The organism is Methylobacterium sp. yr668 (assembly GCF_900116245.1).
Lineage (GTDB): Bacteria > Pseudomonadota > Alphaproteobacteria > Rhizobiales > Beijerinckiaceae > Methylobacterium.
The window spans coordinates 36,280-55,462 of record NZ_FOZY01000020.1 but is presented as its reverse complement, the minus strand read 5'-3'; the positions used below and the strand labels follow the sequence as shown (position 1 = coordinate 55,462).

At 73.5% G+C, this 19,183-nt stretch carries 19 protein-coding genes; 13 read left to right on the top strand and 6 right to left on the bottom strand.

The features are described 5' to 3' along the window. Positions 1–152 precede the first annotated feature (152 nt). Together BM419_RS21960 and BM419_RS21955 are read left to right on the top strand one after the other, a co-directional pair. The gene (locus BM419_RS21960; RefSeq protein ID WP_091927663.1) at positions 153–1,775 is read left to right on the top strand and encodes an ABC-F family ATP-binding cassette domain-containing protein; all 1,623 of its coding nucleotides are present in this window, start codon (positions 153–155) and stop codon (positions 1,773–1,775) included. 118 nt (positions 1,776–1,893) lie between these two features. Beyond that, positions 1,894–2,373, top strand: coding sequence for a hypothetical protein (locus BM419_RS21955; RefSeq protein ID WP_091927662.1), 480 nt, complete (start codon positions 1,894–1,896; stop codon positions 2,371–2,373). A gap of 50 nt (positions 2,374–2,423) precedes the next feature. On the opposite strand, the gene mnmE is transcribed toward BM419_RS21955, so the two are convergent. After that, complete coding sequence (mnmE, locus tag BM419_RS21950; RefSeq protein ID WP_091927661.1) at positions 2,424–3,749, bottom strand: tRNA uridine-5-carboxymethylaminomethyl(34) synthesis GTPase MnmE; 1,326 nt, start codon at positions 3,747–3,749, stop codon at positions 2,424–2,426. A gap of 122 nt (positions 3,750–3,871) precedes the next feature. On the opposite strand from mnmE, the gene bla reads away from it, so the two are divergent. From bla to BM419_RS21925, 5 genes are all read left to right on the top strand, one after another. Further along, on the top strand, positions 3,872–4,774 hold the full coding sequence (gene bla / locus BM419_RS21945) for a class A beta-lactamase (RefSeq protein ID WP_091927660.1): 903 nt from the start codon (positions 3,872–3,874) through the stop codon (positions 4,772–4,774). Between the two features lie 11 nt (positions 4,775–4,785). After that, positions 4,786–5,295, top strand: coding sequence for an aminoacyl-tRNA deacylase (locus BM419_RS21940; RefSeq protein ID WP_091927659.1), 510 nt, complete (start codon positions 4,786–4,788; stop codon positions 5,293–5,295). A gap of 78 nt (positions 5,296–5,373) precedes the next feature. Beyond that, the gene (locus BM419_RS21935; protein ID WP_091682708.1) at positions 5,374–5,730 is read left to right on the top strand and encodes a hypothetical protein; all 357 of its coding nucleotides are present in this window, start codon (positions 5,374–5,376) and stop codon (positions 5,728–5,730) included. Between the two features lie 96 nt (positions 5,731–5,826). Continuing rightward, positions 5,827–6,675 (top strand): pantoate--beta-alanine ligase, encoded by an 849-nt coding sequence (gene panC / locus BM419_RS21930; protein ID WP_091927658.1) that lies wholly within the window; start codon positions 5,827–5,829, stop codon positions 6,673–6,675. Between the two features lie 117 nt (positions 6,676–6,792). After that, on the top strand, positions 6,793–8,079 hold the full coding sequence (locus BM419_RS21925; RefSeq protein ID WP_091927657.1) for an OprO/OprP family phosphate-selective porin: 1,287 nt from the start codon (positions 6,793–6,795) through the stop codon (positions 8,077–8,079). A 40-nt stretch (positions 8,080–8,119) separates the two neighbouring features. Here BM419_RS21925 and BM419_RS21920 read toward each other — a convergent pair whose 3' ends face one another. After that, on the bottom strand, positions 8,120–9,661 hold the full coding sequence (locus BM419_RS21920; RefSeq protein WP_091927656.1) for an EAL domain-containing protein: 1,542 nt from the start codon (positions 9,659–9,661) through the stop codon (positions 8,120–8,122). Positions 9,662–9,901: 240 nt separating this feature from the next. On the opposite strand from BM419_RS21920, the gene BM419_RS21915 reads away from it, so the two are divergent. Both BM419_RS21915 and BM419_RS21910 read left to right on the top strand, forming a co-directional pair. Continuing rightward, positions 9,902–10,774, top strand: a complete 873-nt coding sequence (locus BM419_RS21915; RefSeq protein WP_244540024.1) for a MipA/OmpV family protein — start codon at positions 9,902–9,904, stop codon at positions 10,772–10,774. 68 nt (positions 10,775–10,842) lie between these two features. After that, positions 10,843–11,064, top strand: a complete 222-nt coding sequence (locus BM419_RS21910; protein WP_026605107.1) for a heavy-metal-associated domain-containing protein — start codon at positions 10,843–10,845, stop codon at positions 11,062–11,064. A 134-nt stretch (positions 11,065–11,198) separates the two neighbouring features. Here the strand turns inward: BM419_RS21910 and BM419_RS32525 are convergent, their stop codons facing one another. After that, on the bottom strand, positions 11,199–11,348 hold the full coding sequence (locus BM419_RS32525) for a hypothetical protein (protein ID WP_020094296.1): 150 nt from the start codon (positions 11,346–11,348) through the stop codon (positions 11,199–11,201). A gap of 406 nt (positions 11,349–11,754) precedes the next feature. Here BM419_RS32525 and mnmG point away from each other — a divergent pair, with 406 nt between their 5' ends. The 4 genes from mnmG (at position 11,755) to BM419_RS21890 (ending at position 16,097) form a co-directional block, all read left to right on the top strand. Then, the gene (gene mnmG / locus BM419_RS21905) at positions 11,755–13,656 is read left to right on the top strand and encodes a tRNA uridine-5-carboxymethylaminomethyl(34) synthesis enzyme MnmG (RefSeq protein WP_091927654.1); all 1,902 of its coding nucleotides are present in this window, start codon (positions 11,755–11,757) and stop codon (positions 13,654–13,656) included. After that, complete coding sequence (gene rsmG, locus BM419_RS21900) at positions 13,653–14,288, top strand: 16S rRNA (guanine(527)-N(7))-methyltransferase RsmG (protein ID WP_091927653.1); 636 nt, start codon at positions 13,653–13,655, stop codon at positions 14,286–14,288. The genes mnmG and rsmG overlap by 4 nt, the downstream gene beginning before the upstream one ends. Beyond that, the gene (locus tag BM419_RS21895; RefSeq protein ID WP_020094293.1) at positions 14,285–15,142 is read left to right on the top strand and encodes a ParA family protein; all 858 of its coding nucleotides are present in this window, start codon (positions 14,285–14,287) and stop codon (positions 15,140–15,142) included. The genes rsmG and BM419_RS21895 overlap by 4 nt, the downstream gene beginning before the upstream one ends. 61 nt (positions 15,143–15,203) lie before the next feature. Next, positions 15,204–16,097 (top strand): ParB/RepB/Spo0J family partition protein, encoded by an 894-nt coding sequence (locus BM419_RS21890; protein WP_026605106.1) that lies wholly within the window; start codon positions 15,204–15,206, stop codon positions 16,095–16,097. 279 nt (positions 16,098–16,376) lie between these two features. Here the strand turns inward: BM419_RS21890 and holA are convergent, their stop codons facing one another. The 3 genes from holA to BM419_RS21875 form a co-directional block, all read right to left on the bottom strand. Beyond that, a complete protein-coding gene (gene holA / locus BM419_RS21885; protein ID WP_091927652.1) occupies positions 16,377–17,414 on the bottom strand; it encodes a DNA polymerase III subunit delta in 1,038 nt (345 codons plus the stop codon). A 6-nt stretch (positions 17,415–17,420) separates the two neighbouring features. Then, positions 17,421–17,966 (bottom strand): LPS assembly lipoprotein LptE, encoded by a 546-nt coding sequence (gene lptE / locus BM419_RS21880; RefSeq protein ID WP_056533523.1) that lies wholly within the window; start codon positions 17,964–17,966, stop codon positions 17,421–17,423. Between the two features lie 169 nt (positions 17,967–18,135). Beyond that, entirely contained in the window at positions 18,136–19,095 is a 960-nt protein-coding gene (locus BM419_RS21875) for an AEC family transporter (RefSeq protein WP_020094289.1), read from the bottom strand. Positions 19,096–19,183: the final 88 nt, after the last annotated feature.

Sequence of the window (19,183 nt, the reverse complement as noted above, 5' to 3'; positions counted from 1 at the left end):
GGGTCCCGGGATGCGCCCAGGCCTGCGCCGGACGCAAGCGTTATCCCGCACTGCGGCACCCTGCCTTTGCGCCGCGTCGGCCGATGCCGTAAGCGGCCGGGATACTCCCGGACACCTTCCGGACAGCGACCTCCCGGACAGCGCCCGCCGCCATGATACGCCTGGACAAGATCACCAAGCAGAACGGGCGGCAGCTCGTCTTCATCGAGGCCTCGGCCGCCCTCCAGCGGGGCGAGAAGGTCGGCCTAGTCGGCCCGAACGGGGCCGGCAAGACCACCCTGTTCCGGATGATCATCGGCCAGGAGCAGCCCGACGAGGGGCAGGTCGCCGCCGACAGGGGCATCACCATCGGCTACTTCAGCCAGGATGTCGGCGAGATGTCCGGCCGCAGCGTCGTCACCGAGGTGATGGACGGCGCCGGCCCCGTGAGCGCGGTCGCGGCCGAGCTCGCCGAGCTCGGCGCGGCGCTCGCCGACCCGGACCGCGCCGACGAGATGGACGCCCTGATCGAGCGCTACGGCGAGGTCCAGGCCCGGTTCGAGGAGCTCGACGGCTACGCGCTGGAGGGCCGGGCCCGCGAGGTGCTCGACGGGCTGAGCTTCAGCCAGGAGATGATGGACGGCGACGTCGGCGCCCTCTCGGGCGGCTGGAAGATGCGCGTCGCGCTCGCGCGGATCCTGCTGATGCGCCCGGACGTGATGCTCCTCGACGAGCCGTCCAACCACCTCGACATCGAGAGCCTGATCTGGCTCGAATCGTTCCTGAAGGCCTACGACGGCGCCCTGCTGATGACCTCGCACGACCGCGAGTTCATGAACCGCATCGTCACCAAGGTCATCGAGATCGACGCCGGCGCGCTCACCACCTACTCGGGCGACTACGCCTTCTACGAGGGCCAGCGGAAGCTCAACGAGGCGCAGGCCCAGGCGCAGTACGAGCGCCAGCAGGCCATGCTCGCCAAGGAGATCGCCTTCATCGAGCGGTTCAAGGCCCGGGCCTCCCACGCCGCCCAGGTGCAGAGCCGGGTGAAGAAGCTCGACAAGATCGAGCGCGTCGAGCCGCCCCGGCGGCGGCAATCGGTGGCCTTCGAGTTCCAGCCGGCGCCGCGCTCGGGCGACGACGTCGTGATGCTCAAGGGCGTGAACAAGCGCTACGGCAGCCGCACGATCTACGAGGGACTCGACTTCTCGGTGCGGCGCAAGGAGCGCTGGTGCGTGATGGGCATCAACGGCGCCGGCAAGTCGACGCTGCTCAAGCTCGTCACCGGCACCACCGCGCCCGACGACGGCTCGGTCACGGTCGGCGGCAGCGTCAAGCTCGGCTACTTCGCCCAGCACGCCATGGACCTGCTCGACGGCGACCGCACGGTGTTCCAGACCCTGGAGGATTCCTTCCCGCAGGCCGGCCAGGGGTCGCTGCGGGCGCTGGCCGGCTGCTTCGGCTTCTCGGGCGACGACGTCGAGAAGCGCTGCCGGGTGCTCTCGGGCGGCGAGAAGGCCCGGCTGGTCATGGCGCTGATGCTCTACGACCCGCCGAACTTCCTGGTGCTCGACGAGCCGACCAACCACCTCGACATGGGCACCAAGGAGATGCTGATCGAGGCGCTCGCCAATTACGAGGGGACGATGCTGTTCGTGTCCCACGACCGGCACTTCCTGGCCGCCCTCTCGAACCGCGTCCTTGAGGTCACGCCGGAGGGCATCCACCAATACGGCGGCGGCTACACCGAGTACGTGGCCCGCACCGGCCAGGAGGCGCCGGGCCTCCGGAGCTGACGGTCCGCTCCGTCCTCGCGGGCGCAGCGTTCCGGCCGGGAGCCCTGCGACCGGCGCGCCGCTATCGCCCCCTGGCGCCCCGCGCTAGGCTGCGCCGAAACGGCCCGGGTGAGACGCCGTGCGACGCCTACTGAAATTCCTCCACACGATGGGGTCCGCGGGGCTGCTGGGGGCCATGGCGTCCCTGGTCGTCATGCTGAGCCTGTCGCCCGCGCCGTCCGCCCTGACGGGCTACGCGGCGATGCGGGGCGCGATGGGCGCCGTCGCCACCTGGATCCTCCTGCCCGCCCTGGCGGTGACGCTGATGTCGGGCCTGCTGGCGATGGCGCTGAACCGCGCCTTCCTCAACGCCGGATGGGCGTGGGTGAAGCTCGCCACCGGCGTCCTGATGTTCGAGGGCGGGCTGGTCTACGTCCAGGGCCCGATGAAGCAGGAGGCGGAGCAGAGTGCCCGCGCGCTGGCGGGCCTCGTCGACCCCGCGGTGCTGGCCGTCTCGCTGACCGGCGAGCGCGGCACCCTCTGGGTCCTGCTGGCGGTCGCGACCGCGAACGTGGCGCTCGGGATCTGGCGGCCGCGGATCCTGCGGATCCCCCAGTAGCGAAGCCGCGTCGGGCCCGATTCCAGCCCGATTGGTTGCCGGCTTTAAATCTATTTCCCGATGCAGAACCCGCTGAACAGCCGGTCGAGGACGTCCTCCACCCCGACATGGCCCGCGACCGCGCCGAGCGCCCGCACCGCGAGCCGCAGATCCTCTGCGGTCAGCTCCGGGAGACCGCCGGCACTCCCTGAGACGCGATCCAGATGGCCGATGCAGGCCTCCAGCGCGGCCCTGTGCCGGGCGCGGGTGATCAGCGCGTCGCCGGTGCCGAGACCGTCCTCGGCCGCGGCCTGGATGGCATCGAGCAGGGCGCCCATGCCGGCGCCAGTATGGGCCGAGACCGCCACGTCGGCCGGATTCTCGGCTTGTTCTGAGCCGGCAAAAAGATCGGCTTTGGTCCGGACGGTCAGGACCGGACAGCGCGCCGGCCCGAGATCCGGGACGTCGCCGCCGGGGGGCACAAGGGCGACCACCAGATCGGCCGTGTCGATCCGCGCCCGCGTCCGCACGATGCCCGCCGCCTCGATCGGCTCCGCGGTCTCGCGGAGCCCGGCCGTGTCGACCAGCAGGACCGGCAGGCCGCCGAGGTCGAGCCGCACCTCGATGGCGTCGCGGGTCGTCCCCGGGCTGTCCGACACGATGGCCACGTCCCGTCGGCTCAGCGCGTTCAGCAGGGTCGATTTCCCGCTGTTGGGAGCCCCCGCCAGCACCACCATGAACCCATCACGCAGGCGCTCGCCGCGCTGGCCGTCGCGCAGCGCCGCGGCGATCGCGTCGCGCAGGCGGGCGGCGCGGTCGAGCAGCGCCGCGTCGAGCCCGGCATCGTCCACGTCCCCCTCGTCGGCGAAGTCCAGCGCGGCCTCCGCGGCGGCGAGGCAGTCGATCGCCTCCGCGCGCCACGCGGCCACCTGCCAGCTGAGGGCGCCGTCGAGCTGGCGCAGGGCCTGCCGGCGCTGGCCCTCGGTCTCCGCGTCGATCAGGTCGGCGACGGCCTCCGCCTCGGCGAGGTCCATCCGCCCGTTGAGGACGGCCCGCCGCGTGAAGGCCCCGGGCTCGGCGGCCCGGCAGCCCGGGAGGCGGGCGAGGGTGGCCAGGACACGCATCCGCACGGCCGGGCCGCCGTGCAGGTGCAGCTCGCCCATATCCTCGCCGCTGTAGGTGTCGGGCCCGGGAAACCACGCCACCAGCGCCCGGTCGAGCTCTGTGCCGTCGTCGGGATCCCGGAGGCTCCGCAGCGACAGCCGGCGGGGCGGCGGCAGGCGTCCGCCCAGGGCGACGAGCGCGTCGCGCGCGGCCGGGCCGCTGATGCGGATCACCGCGACGGCGGCCCGGCCGAAGCCGCTGGCCGGCGCGAAGAGCGTGTCGGTATCGATCATGGTCCCACAGGGCCGCGCGAGGGGCGGAGTTTCACGTGAAACAATCGCGGCCGCCCTATACCATCCCGGCGCCGACGCGCCGCACCCGCTTGCGCCGTCGCGAACTCGAACGGGGATGCGCCATGATCGTCTGGACCCGCCGCGCCGTCGGCCTCGGCCTGCTCGCCGCGCCCCTCGCCGCCGCCCTCCCCGCGTCCCCGGTCCTGTCCGCGCGCGCCGCGGAGGCCGAGCCGGACTGGGCCGCCATCGAGCGCCGGCTCGGCGGCCGCCTCGGGATCGCGGCCGCCTCGGCGGACCGCGTCCTCGCCGCCTACCGCGCCGACGCGCGCTTCCCGATGTGCAGCACCTTCAAGGCGCTGGCGGTGGCGGCGGTCCTGGCGCGGGTCGATGCCGGCCGCGAGACCCTCGACCGGGTCGTCAGCTACGGGGCCGGGGACCTCCTGAGCTACGCGCCCGTGACCCGGAAGGCGCTGGAGGCCGGCGCCGGGACTGGGCGGATGAGCGTCGCGGACCTGTGCGCGGCCACGCTGATCTGGAGCGACAACACGGCCGCCAACCTGCTCTTGGCGGATCTCGGCGGGCCCGAGGCGCTGACCGCGTGGCTACGGACCACCGGCGATCCCGTCACCCGCCTCGACCGGACCGAGCCGACCCTCAACACCGCACTGCCCGGCGACCCGCGCGACACGACCACGCCGGACGCCATGCGGGCGACCCTGGGCCGCGTCCTCCTCGGAACCGTCCTGTCGCCGGACTCGCGCGCCCGGCTGGAGGCCTGGATGGTCGCCTGCGAGACCGGCCGGAAGCGCCTGCGGGCCGGCCTGCCGCCCGACTGGATCGCGGGCGACAAGACCGGGAGCGGCGACAACGGCACCGTCAACGACGTGGCGATCCTCCGGCCGCCGGGGCGCGCGCCGATCCTCGCGGCGGTCTACGTCACGGAATCGACCGCCTCCCCCGACACCTGCGCGGCGGCCCACGCGGAGATCGGCCGCCTCATCGCCGCGCGCGCCCATTCGACCTGACCGGACGAACCATGAAGACAGCCGCCAAGACACCCAACAAGACATTTTCTAAGACGACCCGCGCGACGCTCGCCCTCGACAAGGCCGGCATCCGGTACAGCCTCCACGTCTACGCGTACGATCCGGACGCGCCGCGCATCGGCCTGCAGGCCGCGGAGGCGCTCGGGGTGGACCCGGGACGCGTGCTGAAGACCCTGATGGCGTCGGTGGACGGACGGACCGTCTGCCTGCTCGTGGCCTCCGACAGGGAGGTGTCGATGAAGCGGGTCGCCGCCGCCTTCTCGGGCAAGGCCGCGTCCATGCTCAAGCCGGCCGATGCCGAGCGGCTGACCGGCTACCATGTCGGCGGGATCAGCCCGCTCGGACAGAAGCGGTCCTTCCCGACCGCGATCGACGCCGGATCCCTGACCGAGCCGGCGGCCGAGATCCACGTCAATGGCGGCGGCCGCGGCTTGCAGATCCGGCTGACCGAGGGCGATCTCGCCGCCGTCCTGGACGCCCTCGTCGTGTCGCTGACGTGATCCCGCGGTAATCACTCGTTTACCCTGCCGTCGCACGGTGTCGCCTTCCGAGAGAGACGAAGGCGGCGCAGGGGCGGCATGCGGGAGACGGCGCGCAGGGCGGTGACGGCGCTCGGACTCGTCCTGCTGCTCGCGGCACCGGGCCGGGCGGCCGATCTCGACCTTCGCTACGGCGCCGAGGCGGGCGTGGGCGGCAGCCCCCGCTTCTTCCCGCGCAACGACGGACTCGACCGTCGGCCGGTCTACGCGGTCCGGTCCCGTCGCGTGCCGGTGGGCTGCACGCCCCGGCGGGTGCCCGTGCCGACCAACGCCCCGGACGATCCGAGCTACGTCGGCTCCGAGTACGGCCTGGGGCATCCGAGCTATTACGGCTTCACGCCGCCGCTGGGCGTGGACGACCCCTTCGGGCGCTCCCTCCTGCCCTACTGCCCCTGACGCCGATCGCGACGACGGGATCCGGCGTCGACTGCCGGATTCCACCGCTCCCCATCATGCTCTAGACCGGCCCTGCCCTCCCCCGGAGCCCGTGCCGTGTCCGAGTCGACCTTCCAGTCCTTCCGCGACCTCGCAGCCCTGCGCGGATGCGTGGCCGCGTGGCGCGCGGCGGGCGAGCGCGTCGTCCTGATCCCGACCATGGGCGCCCTGCACGAAGGGCACCTCGCCCTCGTGGCCGAGGCGCGGCGGATCGGCCGCCGGACCGTCGCCAGCATCTTCGTCAATCCCACCCAGTTCGGCCCGAACGAGGATTTCGCCCGCTACCCCCGCGACCTCGACGCGGATCTGGCCCTGCTGGCGGGGGCCGGCGCGGACGCCGCCTGGACGCCCGGCGCCGAGACCATGTACCCGCCGGGCTTCGCCACCCGGATCGAGGTCGCGGGCCTGACCGAGGGGCTGTGCGGGCCGTTCCGGCCCGGCCATTTCGCCGGCGTCGCCACGGTGGTGACCAAGCTCCTCAACCAGGTCCGGCCGGACGTCGCCCTGTTCGGCGAGAAGGACTTCCAGCAGCTCCGCGTGCTCCAGCAGGTGGCGGCGGATCTCGACCTCGCGGTGGAGATCCGCGGCGTGCCGACCGTGCGCGAGCCCGACGGCCTCGCGCTGTCGTCGCGCAACCGCTACCTCTCGGCCGAGGAGCGCGCCGTCGCCCCGAAGCTCCAGGCCGTCCTGGCCGAGATCGCCTCCGCCTCCCGCAACGGCACCCCGGTGGCCGGCCGGATCGCCGCCGGGCGGGCGGCGCTGGAGGCGGCGGGGTTCCGCGTCCAGTACCTCGCGGTCTGCGACGCCCGGACCCTGGCGCCGGTGGAGCGGGTCGACGGCCCGGCCCGCGTCATCGCCGCGGCCTTCCTGGGCCGGACCCGGCTGATCGACAATCGCGCCGTCTAGGCCGGTGCCGGTCCGACCGCCGACGGTCGTGGCCGCCGGGCCACGACGCGCGGATTTCCGGCTTTAACTGCGCCAGGTGATTGGCGCCGCCCGGCCGACCTGCTCTCTGCTGGTCGCGTGATCGGAACGCGCACCGCACCGGCCATCCTGGCCGTGTCCCTCGCCCTGGCGGGCCCCGCCGGCGCCGGCGAGGACGCGTTCGAGGGGATGGCCGGCCCCTACGGCGAGCGCCTGCGCTACGACGCGAAGGGGTTGACGCTCACCTTCCCCGAGCCCGACGTGAAGCTCCGGATCGGCGGGCGGCTGCACATCGACGGTGGCGCGGCGGGTTTCAGCCGGCCGGACCTGCCCGAGGCCTTCCCCGACAACGTCGCCGTGCGCCGGGCCTGGATCGAGCCGACGCTCACGATCGGCCGCGACTGGGTGATCGCCTTTCAGTACGATTTCGCCGACCCGATGCTGCCGATCAACGACGCGCTGGTCGCCTGGAAGGGGCTGCCGGACACGATCCTGACGCTCGGCAACATGAAGGAGCCCTTCAGCCTGGAATGGCTGCAGAGCAACAACGACACGCTGTTCGCCGAGCGCTCGGTGGCCAACGCCCTCGTGCCGGAGCGCCGGTTCGGCTTCGCGGCCGGGCACCACGGGGCCGCCTGGACCGCGGTGGTCGGCGTCTTCGGCAACGCCGCCAGCAGCGGCATCGACGGGGACGGTGTCGCGGTGGCGGCCCGCGCCACCGTCGCGCCGATCATGGAAGGGGACGAGACCCTGCATCTCGGTCTCGCCGGGGTCTTCCGCAGCCGGTCCCGGTCGGACGGGGCCTTCAGCTTCTCCAGCCCCGCCGGCGCCTTCCTGTTCGAGCGCCCCCTGGTGGATACGGGCGACCTCCCCGACGCCGCCAGCGTGTCGCGCCTCGGCGCCGAGCTGGCCTATCGCCGCGGCCCGTTCCTGCTGCAGGCCGAGTACATCCGGGCCGCGTTGCAGCCGTTCCGCGGTCCCGGCCAGCCCGGCACCGCGCTCGATTTCCAGGGCGGCTACGTCGAGGCGGCCCTGGTGCTCAACGGCGAGGGCCGCGCCTACGCGCTGACGCCGCAGAGCGGCACCACTTACGCGACCTTCCGGGGCGTGACGGTTCCGGAGGCGCAGCGGCTCTCCCGGGGCGGGATCGGGGTGTTCGAGCTTGCGGTGCGCTACAGCGCCGTCGACCTGGACGCCCGGGGCTTCCGCGGGGGCATGGAGCAGGACGTGACCCTCGGTCTGAGCTGGTATCCCGAGCCCAACCTCCGGTTGATCGGGAACGTCGTGCACGGGCGCGTGCAGCCGGGGGTGGCCCAGGCCGAGACGCTGGGTACCCGCCCGTTCACGGTCGACACGGTGATCGCGCGCCTGCAGATCTACTGGTGACCGGGCTCGCCGGGCCCGCAGCGTGCCCGGGCGCGGCCCCTCACATGGCCCTGCGCAGCACCGACCGGAACGGGCGCCGCTCCGGCTCCGGCGGGGGCGTCGGCTCCTCGGCGGGCGGGGTCGCCAGGACCTCCGCGCGCACCGGGCGCGGGGCCGCGAAGGCCGTCCCCTGCGCGAACGGCACGTCGAGGTCGATCAGGTCCGGGACGTCGGCCTCGTCGGCGACGCCCGTGGCGACGACGCGGATCCCGGCCCGGGCCAGGGCCGGCGCGGTGTCCTCCAGGGCGATGTCCGACAGGCTGCCGCGGCCCGCGCCGGGCCGGAGCAGCATCTCCGCCGGCACCTTGACCTGCCCGATGCCGAGAGCCGCGAGTTCGGCCGCGTCGAAGCGGAGGTCGTCCGGGCGGTCGAGGCTGAACCCGATCCGACCCTGCAGGGGCGCGAGCAGGCCCCGCTGGCCGGCATCGAGACGGCGCCAGCTCTCCTGCGGCAACGCGATGGTCAGGCCGGCCAGGGCCGGATCGTCGGCGGCCGTGCGGGCCAGCTCGCGCAGGAGGCCGGGCTCGAACAGCGACAGCGGCGACAGCCCGTAGGTCAGCAGGGTCTCGCTGCCGCGCCGGGCGAGGTGGCGCGCCACGATCGTGGCCCGCTGCAGCATGCGGCGGTCGAGCTCGGTGGTGCGCCCGTAGCGCTCCAGCACCGGCAGGAAAACCTCGGGCTCGGCCGGCGGCGCGCCGGGGCCGCCGATCCGCAGCCGGGCCAGCGCCTCGTAGGCCACCACCTTGCGTTGCGGCAGGGTGACCACCGGCTGCAGATGGATCTCCAGACCGTCCCCCTCGAAGGCCGCGACGATCGCGCCCTCGTCCGCGGGGGGGATCGCGGGGCGGGGCGGGATCGGCCGCGGCGGAATCGGCCGCGCCGGGACGGACGGGGCCGGGGCGAGCTGAGACCGGGGCGGGACTTGCTCGAGCGAGGCGGCCTGAACCTGCGGAGGCGGTACCGGCGCTGGCTGCGGCGACGGGGCCGCTGCGGCATCCGGAAGGGCTGCGCCGGGCACCGCGGGCAGGGGCCGGGGCGCCTCGGCGGGTGCGATCGCGGGCCCGATAACGGGCCTGATCTCGGGCGCGATCTCCGGCCTCGCCTTGAGGCCCGCGATCTCGGCATCCTGGGCGCTCACGACCGTGGTGAGGTCGCGGACGATCCCGCTGAGGAGCCCGAACTCGACGGTCAGTTCCTCGATCTGGGCGCGCAGGGCGGCCTCGGCGGTCTCGGGCCGCGGCTGGGCCGCCGCGGTCGCGGCCGCCGTCTCGACCTTGAGCAGGCGCCGGGACAGCAGATCGACCTCGCCGGACAGCTTCTCGCAGCGCGCCTTGAGGGTGGCGATACGGGTCAGGGCGAGACCGCCCGCCAGGGCGGCCGCGGCGCCGAGCGTCAGGGCACTCCAGAGCGGCAGGAACACCGCGAGCGGCCCGAGAACGACGAGCCCGAGAAGGCCGACCGTCAGCAGCCCCGCGTACCGGCCGAGGACCGGGACCATCGTCTGAACACCTGCCAGGAACGCGCGCCGGTCGCCGGGGGACATCCCGAGCGATCCCCACCGGGCGCGAACCGAATCGCAGGATCATTGGCCGCCCGCACCCCGCCCGGCAAGGCTCGGGGACCGCGATGGGGCGCCGCCGCCTGTTAATTCCGGGCGGTGTGACGCCCGCGCCCGCTGGAACGTTGCGGATTCATCACGGCGGACCCGATTGCGAGGCGATCCGGGGAGGGTTGCGCGGCTTGCGAATGCGGACGGGATGAAAAAGGATCATAAAGCGTGGCCATGACGCCCGCCCCCCCGCGTACTCCCCGATTTCGCGCCGTTCTCGGCGCCGGCGCGCTCCTCGCGACCCTCGGCACGACGGCGCCGCGGGCCGCGGATCTCGGCGCGGATCTTCCGCGCACCACGCCGACCTTCGCGATGGTCGATCCCAACACTTGGATCGTCACGCTGAGCGGCTCGATCCAGGCCGTGCCGCGCTATCCGGGCGCGAGCGACTACACGGCCGTCGGCTACCCGTCGATCGACATCCGCCGGGTCGGCGAGCCGCGCCGCTTCTCGACGCCGGATGACGGGTTCAGCTTCTCGCTCTTCGACACCGAGTCGTTCCGCATCGGCCCGACCGCGCGCTTCGTGCCGGGGCGCTACTACGGCGACGACCGGCGCCACCTGTACGGTTTCCGCGACGCCCGCTTCGCCGTGGAGCCCGGCGTGTTCGCGGAGTTCTACCCGGTCTCGTTCATCCGGACCCGCGTCGAGCTGCGCCAGGGCGTCTACGGGCACCACGGAACGGTCGGCTCGGTGGCGGCCGACTACCTGATCCCGGCGGAGAAGTTCCTGTTCTCCATCGGGCCGCGCCTCAATGTCGGCGATGCCAGCTACGCCCGGAAGTACTTCGGCGTCTCGCCGATCGAGGCGGCGCTGAACGGGCGCGTCACCCCCTACGATCCGCGCAGCTTCTACTCGGCCGGCGTGCTCGGCGGCGTGACCTACACGCAGAGCGAGACCTGGGCCTACACGGCCTATGCCGGCTACACCCGGATCCTGGGCGCCTCCGGCGACAGCCCGCTGGTGCGGCGCCCGTTCGGCAACCCCAACCAGTATCAGTTCGGCCTGCGCATCGATTACGCCTTCCGCATGCCGGCGCTGTTCTGAGCCGACACCCGGCTTGTGCCGGCCCCGCCGGGCTCCGACATCCCGAGGAAGCGGTTATGGAGGCCCCGATGGACGAGACGCGCGCCGACCTGCTGATGCGGGTCGAGGGCATGACCTGCGACGGCTGCGCCGCCGCGGTGACCCGCACGGTGAAACGAATCGATCCCGCGGCCGACGTGCAGGTCGACCGGGACGCCGCGCGCGTGGCGATCCGCACCGACGCGCAGGCGCTGACCATCGCCGAGGCCCTGACCAAGGCCGGCTACACCGCGACGGCCATGACCGGCTGAGCCGGCTCGGCGTCCCGCGTTCGCGGGCCGCGGGAGGCACCGTGCGGCCGTCCGCGCGCACGGTGCGGTCCTCCCGGCCGGCGCGACGCTCGGCCGGGAAGCCTGGCCCGAGACGATGCGCTTCCGGGCCCCCCTCAGGAGCGGCTCAGGAACATGCCGGTCAGGAGCAGGGCGAAGCCCGCGAGGCCGAACAGGCCTTCCTTGCGCCGGGTGCGGTCGAGGAAATGGGCGGCGGCGCCGGCCGCGCAACAGGCGGCGCCCAGGCCGATTGTCAGCGACGACATCTCGAGTCTCCTCCTCGCGCGTCGCTCCGCGGCGCGGCGAAAACGGTCCCTCTCGTGGGCCTGCCGGACGGCGTTGTCCGCACAGGATCGCGTCACGGCGCAAGATTTGCACGGTCCGCAGCGGCTGACAAGGCGCGACGCCCAAGTCCTCGCGGGATCCGCGACAGCAATGGGCGCGGGAACGACAGATCTTCGCGCGGCGGGCGTTCTGAATACCGCATTCAGAGGAGCCGCTGGCGCCGGCGAAGGGGGCGTCGTTGCGGCGGGCGGGACGCGTTGACCCGCCCGCCTTCGCGCGCTTAGACCTCCCGGCAGATCCGCCGGTCCCGCGCCCACCCGCCGTGCACGGCCCGGGGCGCTCCTCGCACCCGCGGCGGGATGTCCGCGAAAGGCTGCTCGGTACCCGATGTTCACCCCCTCCTCCGCCCGGTTCGACGTCGCGGTCGTCGGCGGCGGCCATGCCGGCGTCGAGGCCGCCGCCGCCGCGGCGCGCTGCGGCGCGCGCACCGCGCTGGTCACCCACGATCCGGCGACGATCGGGGCGATGTCCTGCAACCCGGCGATCGGCGGCCTCGGCAAGGGCCACCTCGTCCGCGAGGTCGATGCCCTGGACGGGCTGATGGGCCGGGTCGCCGACGCGGCCGGCATCCAGTTCCGCCTGCTCAATCGCCGCAAGGGTCCGGCGGTGCGCGGCCCCCGGACCCAGGCCGACCGCAAGCTCTACGCGGCCGCCATGCAGGCGGCCGTGGCCGGGACCGAGGGGCTGACGGTCATCGCCGGCGCCTGCGAGGACCTGGCCTTCGACGCCGAGGGCCGCCTCCGCGGACTCGTCCTGGCCGACGGCCGGACCCTCGCCTGCGGCGCGGTGGTGCTGACCACCGGCACCTTCCTGCGCGGCCTGATCCATATCGGCGAGCGGCAGATCCCGGCGGGCCGCGTCGGCGAGGCGCCGGCGGTCGGTCTGGCGCGGACCCTCGACCGGCTCGGCCTCCGCCTCGGGCGCCTGAAGACCGGCACGCCCCCGCGCCTCGACGGGCGGACCATCGACTGGTCCGGCCTGGAGATGCAGGAGGCCGACGCCGAGCCGGTGCCGTTCTCGACGCTGACCGAGCGGATCACGACGCCGCAGATCCGCTGCGGCATCACGCGGACGAGCCGGGCCGTCCACGACCTGATCCGCGCCAACCTGCACCGCTCGCCGATGTATTCCGGCGGCATCGCCAGCCGGGGCCCGCGCTACTGCCCGTCGATCGAGGACAAGGTCGTGCGCTTCGGCGACCGGGAGGGGCACCAGATCTTCCTGGAGCCCGAAGGTCTCGACGACCCGACGATCTACCCGAACGGCATCTCCACGGCACTGCCCGAAGAGGTGCAGCACGACCTCGTCCGCCTGATCCCCGGGCTGGAGCGGGCCGCGATCCTGCGGCCGGGCTACGCCATCGAGTACGATTACGTGGACCCCCGGGAACTCGACGTCGGCCTCCAGGTGAAGAGCCTGCCGGGCCTGTTCCTGGCCGGCCAGATCAACGGCACGACGGGCTACGAGGAGGCCGCCGGCCAGGGGCTGGTGGCCGGCCTCAACGCCGCCCGGCACGCGGGCGGCCTCGGCATCGCGGGCTTCGACCGGGCCGAGTCGTATCTCGGCGTGATGATCGACGACCTCGTGACCCAGGGAGTCAGCGAGCCCTACCGGATGTTCACCTCGCGCTCGGAGTACCGGCTGTCCCTGCGGGTCGACAACGCCGACGCCCGGCTGACGCCGCGCGGGATCGCGCTGGGCTGCGTCGGAGGACACAGGGCGGCCCATTTCGCGGCCGGGCAGGCGGCGCTCGACGCGGCGCGCGCCCGCCTCGACGCGGTGAGCCTGACGCCGAGCCAGGCCGCGGCCCACGGGATCGTCCTGAACCGCGACGGCATCCGCCGCACCGGCTTCCAGCTCCTCGCCTACCCAGAGATCGGCTGGTCCGACCTGGCGGCGGTGTGGCCGGACCTCGCCGAGGTCGCCCCGCGGATCGCCGACCGGATGAAGACCGACGCGACCTACGCGGTCTATCTCGACCGGCAGGACGCCGACATCGCGGCCTTCCGCCGGGACGAGGCCGTGCGCCTGCCGGCGGGGCTGGACTACGCGGCGATCAGCGGCCTCTCGAACGAGATGCGGGTGAAGCTCGAGACGGTGCGCCCCGGGACCCTCGGACAGGCGGCGCGGATCGAGGGCGTGACGCCGGCCGCCCTCACCCTGCTGGCCGCCCACGCGCGGCGCGGGGCCCGCGCTGCGTCGGCCCCCGCGGACCGGCTCCCGGCATGAGCGATCCGGATCGCGCCCGTATCCTGGCGGCGGCCGGTGTTTCACGTGAAACAGCGGAGCGGCTCGACCTCTACGTGGCGCAGCTGCGGCGCTGGCAGCCGATCAAGAACCTCGTCGGCCCCGCGACGCTGGCGGAGGTCTGGAGCCGCCACATCGACGACGCGCTGCAACTCCTCGACCTCGCGCCGGAGGCCCGCACGTGGCTCGATCTCGGCTCCGGCGCGGGCATCCCGGGCCTGATCCTGGCCATTGCCGGCCAGGAGCGCGGCGTCCGGGTCGACCTCGTCGAGAGCAACGCGCGCAAGTGCGCGTTCCTCACCGAGACCGCCCGGCTCACCGGGGCGCCGGCCCGGGTGCGCAACGCCCGGATCGAGGCGGTGATCGGCGAGTATGTCGGGACCGACGTCGTCTGCGCCCGCGCCCTCGCCCCGATGGCGCAGCTCCTCGCCTGGACGGAGCCTCTGTTGAAAACGGGCACCACCGGCCTGTTTCCGAAGGGGCGGGACGTACAAGCCGAATTGACCCAGGCCGGCGCGCAGTGGAGAGTCGTTAACGACCTCGTGCCGAGCCGGACCGATTCCGAAGCCCGGATCGTGCGCGTCACTGCCCTCGCCGCCCCGAGCCACCGATGAGCGAAGCGATCCTCGGCGACCCCGCCGACAGGTCCATGGATTCATCCATGCGACGCCCTCTGCGCGTTCTGGCGCTCGCCAATCAGAAGGGCGGCGTCGGCAAGACCACGACGGCGATCAACCTCGGCACCGCCCTGGCGGCGATCGGCGAGGACGTGCTGGTCGTCGATCTCGACCCGCAGGGGAACGCCTCAACGGGTCTCGGGATCGACCGCGCCAAGCGCCGGGTCTCGACCTACGAGGTCATGGCCGGCGAGGCCTCGCTGGCGCAGGCGGTGGTCCCCACCGCCGTGCCGCGGCTGTCGCTGGCGCCCTCGACCATGGACCTCCTCGGCCTGGAGCTGGAGCTGGCCACCCTCCCCGACCGGGCGCACCGGCTGCGCGGCGTGCTGAAGAGCCTGACCCAGGCGCCGAGCCTCAGCCGGATCAGCTACGTGCTGATCGACTGCCCGCCCTCGCTCAACCTGCTGACCATCAACGCGCTGGCGGCCGCCGACGCGGTGCTGGTGCCGCTGCAGTGCGAGTTCTTCGCCCTGGAGGGCCTCAGCCAGCTGCTGCGCACCGTCGAGCAGGTCCGCGGCGCCCTGAACCCGAAGCTGACGATCCAGGGCATCGTGCTGACGATGTTCGACCCGCGCAACAACCTCTCCGCCCAGGTCGTGGCGGACGTGCGCGGCTTCATGGGCGACAAGGTCTACGAGACCGTGATCCCCCGCAACGTCCGGATCTCCGAGGCGCCCTCGCACGGGAAGCCGGCGCTGCTGTACGACCTGAAATGCGCCGGCAGTCAGGCCTACCTGCGCCTCGCCTCGGAGGTGATCCAGCGCGAGGGCCGGGTTCCGGCCGCGGCCTGACGGGTTTGAGTCCCCCTCCCGGTTCGAGGGGCGAGTGTGGAGCGTGACACGGGTGGCGATCATGGCGGAGGAGGGGGCGAAGCCTCGACTGGGGCGCGGGCTCGCGGCGCTGATCGGTGACTTCAACGAGGCCGGCAAGGCCTCGGCCAAGGCCGAGGAGCAGCGCCGGGTTCCGATCGAGTTCCTGCGCGCCAACCCGCGCAACCCGCGCCGGAGCTTCGCCGAGACGGAGCTGTCCGAGCTGGCGGCCTCGATCGGCCAGCGGGGCATCATCCAGCCGATCGTGGTCCGCCCGATCGGCGACGTGCCCGGCACCTTCGAGATCGTGGCCGGCGAGCGGCGCTGGCGGGCCGCCCAGCGCGCCGGCCTCGACGAGGTGCCGGTGGTGGTGGTCGAGATCGACGACCGCGGCTCCCTGGAATTCGCCATCCTGGAGAACGTCCAGCGCACCGACCTCAACGCGATCGAGGAGGCGTCCGGCTACGAGCGCCTGATGAAGGATTTCTCGTACACCCAGAAGGAGCTGGCCGAGATCCTCGGCAAGAGCCGCAGCCATCTCGCCAACACGCTCCGGCTGCTCAACCTGCCGCTGTCCGTGCAGGAGCGGGTCACCGCGGGCGAGTTGACTGCCGGCCACGCGCGCGCGCTGCTGGCCGTGCGCGATCCGGAGGCGACGGCGCGGCGCGTCGTGGCCGAGAGCCTATCGGTCCGGGACGTGGAGGCGATCGCCTCCGCGGAGGCCGCCCCGGCCGAGACGCCCCGCCCCGGGCGCCCGCGCCTCTCGGCCGAGCGTCCCGCGACGGTGCGCGACCTGGAACTGCGGATCCACCGGGCCCTCGGCGTCCCGGTCTCCTACAAGCCCAAGGACGCCGATTCGGGCGAGATCCGCATCCGCTACGAGACCCAGGACGAGTTGCAGGCCCTGCTCAACCGGTTCAAGGTCTCGGACGCCTGAGGAACCATCCCGGCCAGCCCGGGGGCCCGGGCTGAGCGAGCCCGGCGCGGGGCCGGCGCGGGCCCGGTCAGCAGGCTGCGGCGCGCGGTGGTAGAGGGCGTGGTGTCGCGCTCAGGTCAGGCGGTCCGGGCCGGGCGATGGAGCACCGACATCGCGCGTCAGTGTCCGCGTCGGGTCGTGTCGCAGCCCTCTCGCATGCGGGCCTCTCCGGCCGAGACCGTCGCGCGGTACCCCCTCTCCGGTGTGGGAAAGGCAATCCGCGCCGCCGACGGCGCGGCCTCAGCGGCGCCGCCGCGCACCCGCCTCGGCGACCCGCAGGAGGGCCGCCGAGGCCAGCGCGTGGGCCAGGTCGGGCTCGGCCCGCCGGCAGGCGAGGACGGCCTCCTGCAGGGCCGCCACGGCCTGCCGGAGGGTCCCGGGCGGCCACGCGCCGAGCTGGCCCTCGATGCTGGCCCTGCGCTTGAAATGCAGGCCCCGCCACGTCGCCACCATCGTGGCGGGCGTCTTGTCGGGATTGTCGAGGCGGGTGGTGAGCAGCGTCAGGGCGTGCCGCAGCGCCGAGCCCAGCACCACGCCTGGGTCGAGGCCCTCGTGCCGGAAGCGGCGGTAGTCGCGCTCCACCGCGTCGCGGCGGCCGTCGAAGGCGGCGTCGATCAGGGTGTTGAGCACGCTCGCCGCGACGTCGCTGGTCACGGCCTCCACGTGCTCGAGGGTCACGGTCCGGTCCCCCTCCCCCGCGGCGTAGAGGGCGAGCTTCTCGATCTCCATCAGGCTCGCCCGGCGGTCGCCGCCGAGGCTGCGGGCCAGGACCTCCCGGGCGGCGCGGTCGATGCGCAGGCCGCGCTCCTGGAGGGTGCGCTCGATCAAGTCCGAGAGGGTCCGCTCGTCGTCGGCGTAGCAGGGGATCGCGAGCGCCTTCGGCGAGCGCTCGCAGAGGGTGCGGAGCGGGTTGTTCTTGGCGAGGTCGCCGGCCTCCACCACGATGCGGGCGTCGGCGACGGTCGCGCCGAGCACCGCCTCGACGGCAGGCGCGTAGTTGCGGGTGCCGGGCCGGACCCAGATCGACCGGCGGCCGCCGAACAGGCCCATCGTCCCGGCCTCGTCGCACAGCCGGCCCGGATCGGAGGCGAGGGCGTCGCCGTCGATCCGCACCAGCGCGAACGGGTCGGCCGGGTCGTCGACGAAATCCTCCGCGAGCTTCCGGGCCCGCTCGGTCACCAGACCGGTATCCGGCCCGAAGACCAGGATGACGGGGATGCGCGGATCGGGCCCGCGCCGGATCAGCCCCTCGATCTCGCCGGCCTTGACCGCCGTCACGTCGGGTTACGGCTTCGTCGAGAGGACGGCGGCGAGGCGGCTCTTGATCTGGTCGGACAGCACGCTGGCCAGCCGGATCTCGGCGTCCCGCGCCGCCCGCTGGCTGGCGAAGCGCTGCACCGAGCGGTCGTAGGTCGCGGTCGAGGTGGCGACGCCCTCGGTGTAGACCTTGGTGCCGCCCATATCCTCCAGGCTGTACTTGATGTTGGCCACCAGGGTGCCGGCCTCGGCGCGGCCGGTGGTGGAGGAGACGATCGGGGTCTGCACGATCTCGGAGCCCGAGAGCTTCAGCCGGTAGCGCTTGGTCGCCGGGTGGCCGGACCCGTCGAGGTCGAAGACCAGCTCGCTGCGCAGGTAGTGGCCGAGGCGCTCCTGGCCCTGGGCCATCGCGACGTCGTCGACCTGGACCGAGGCGAGCAGGGCTTGGACGGATTCCCCCGAGGCGGTCGGCCCGTAGAGCGGCCGGAAGCAGGCCGAGAGGCTCAGCGCCAGACCGGTCGCGCAGGCGAGGCGGGCGATCCGCCCCGCGATGGAAACTCCCGAACCCACCATCCGCCGTCGTTCCGCCCCTGCCTGTCGGATCGTTCTAGCGCGGACACGGCGTTCCGCGCCACGACGCTACGGGGCAAACGTTACGATTCCTCTGCGGCAGGAGCGTGGTCGCCCGGTTTCCGAATGTGAGGCCGCGGCCGTCCGGAGAGCCGAGGCCCTGCCGCGTCGCCTAGGCGATCGCCGCGAGGTAGGCCGAGACCGTGACGACGGCCAGCACGGTCGAGACCAGCACCACGGTGGCGGTCAGGTCGGCCTCGCGCCGGTAGAACTCCGCCAGCATGAACGGCCCGGTGCCGGTGGGGAGGGCGGCCATGAGCACCGCGGTGTGCAGCAGGAGCGGGGGCAGGTCGAACAGGTAGCGGCCGAGGCCGTAGGCCAGGAGCGGGTGGAGCACCAACTTGAGGCCGACGAGCAGCGCGGCGGTGCGCCCCTGCCCGCCTCCGGTCTGGCGGGGCTGGGCCAGGAACAGGCCGAGCGCCACCAGGGCGCAGGGCGCCGCCGCGCCGCCGAGGAGCTTCAGGAACGTGGCCACCGCGTCCGGCACGGCGAGGCCGGCGCTCGGCACCAGCGCGCCCAGCGCCGGTGCCACCAGCAGCGGGTTGCGCACCAGCGAGCGGCTGACCGTCCACCACACGGGCCGGCGCGCGCCGCCGCCCCTCCCCGACGCGGCCGCCTCGCGCCGCAGCCCGGTCTCGATGAGCACGATCGCCACCGCGAAGACGCCGCAGACCGTGAGGATCGCCGCCACCGTGGTGGGCGCGAGCGCCTCCGGCCCGAAGGCGACGAGCGCCAGCGGGAAGCCCATGAAGCCGGTATTGGCGTAGCCGGCGTTGAGCCCGTCGACCGCGGCGTCGGCCAGCGGCCGCCCCGCCCCGCCGCGGATCAGCACGGCGAGGGCGAAGATCGCGAGGCTGCTGAGTCCGAAGGCGCCGATGAAGCCGGGCTTCCAGATGGTGCTCCAGTGGGCGTGCGCGGTCACGTCGAACAGCAGCGCCGGCAGGGCCAGGAAGACCACGAACCGGTTGAGTTCGGTGGTGGCGGCGGCCCCGAGCACGCCGACGCGCCGGGCCAGCCAGCCGGCGAAGATCAGCGCGAAGATCGGCAGCACGACCAGCAGGGTCGAGAGCATGGCGGGTCCGGGTCGGAGGACGATGCTCCGGCCTTAGGACGGTTTCCGATCCCGGCTCCAGTGCCGGGGGCGGGGACCTGCCATGCCG

Bases quoted from the DNA above. Each gene is read 5' to 3' on its own strand.
- BM419_RS21940 (WP_091927659.1), top strand. From the start codon at position 4,786: ATGAAGACAGCCGCCAAGACACCCAACAAGACATTTTCTAAGACGACC.
- BM419_RS21910 (WP_026605107.1), top strand. From the start codon at position 10,843: ATGGACGAGACGCGCGCCGACCTGCTGATGCGGGTCGAGGGCATGACC.
- bla (WP_091927660.1), top strand. From the start codon at position 3,872: ATGATCGTCTGGACCCGCCGCGCCGTCGGCCTCGGCCTGCTCGCCGCG.
- mnmE (WP_091927661.1), bottom strand. From the start codon at position 3,749: ATGATCGATACCGACACGCTCTTCGCGCCGGCCAGCGGCTTCGGCCGG.
- BM419_RS21890 (WP_026605106.1), top strand. From the start codon at position 15,204: ATGGCGGAGGAGGGGGCGAAGCCTCGACTGGGGCGCGGGCTCGCGGCG.
- BM419_RS32525 (WP_020094296.1), bottom strand. From the start codon at position 11,348: ATGTCGTCGCTGACAATCGGCCTGGGCGCCGCCTGTTGCGCGGCCGGC.
- lptE (WP_056533523.1), bottom strand. From the start codon at position 17,966: ATGGTGGGTTCGGGAGTTTCCATCGCGGGGCGGATCGCCCGCCTCGCC.
- rsmG (WP_091927653.1), top strand. From the start codon at position 13,653: ATGAGCGATCCGGATCGCGCCCGTATCCTGGCGGCGGCCGGTGTTTCA.
- BM419_RS21915 (WP_244540024.1), top strand. From the start codon at position 9,902: ATGACGCCCGCCCCCCCGCGTACTCCCCGATTTCGCGCCGTTCTCGGC.
- BM419_RS21960 (WP_091927663.1), top strand. From the start codon at position 153: ATGATACGCCTGGACAAGATCACCAAGCAGAACGGGCGGCAGCTCGTC.
- BM419_RS21875 (WP_020094289.1), bottom strand. From the start codon at position 19,095: ATGCTCTCGACCCTGCTGGTCGTGCTGCCGATCTTCGCGCTGATCTTC.
- mnmG (WP_091927654.1), top strand. From the start codon at position 11,755: ATGTTCACCCCCTCCTCCGCCCGGTTCGACGTCGCGGTCGTCGGCGGC.
- BM419_RS21920 (WP_091927656.1), bottom strand. From the start codon at position 9,661: ATGTCCCCCGGCGACCGGCGCGCGTTCCTGGCAGGTGTTCAGACGATG.
- BM419_RS21895 (WP_020094293.1), top strand. From the start codon at position 14,285: ATGAGCGAAGCGATCCTCGGCGACCCCGCCGACAGGTCCATGGATTCA.
- BM419_RS21935 (WP_091682708.1), top strand. From the start codon at position 5,374: ATGCGGGAGACGGCGCGCAGGGCGGTGACGGCGCTCGGACTCGTCCTG.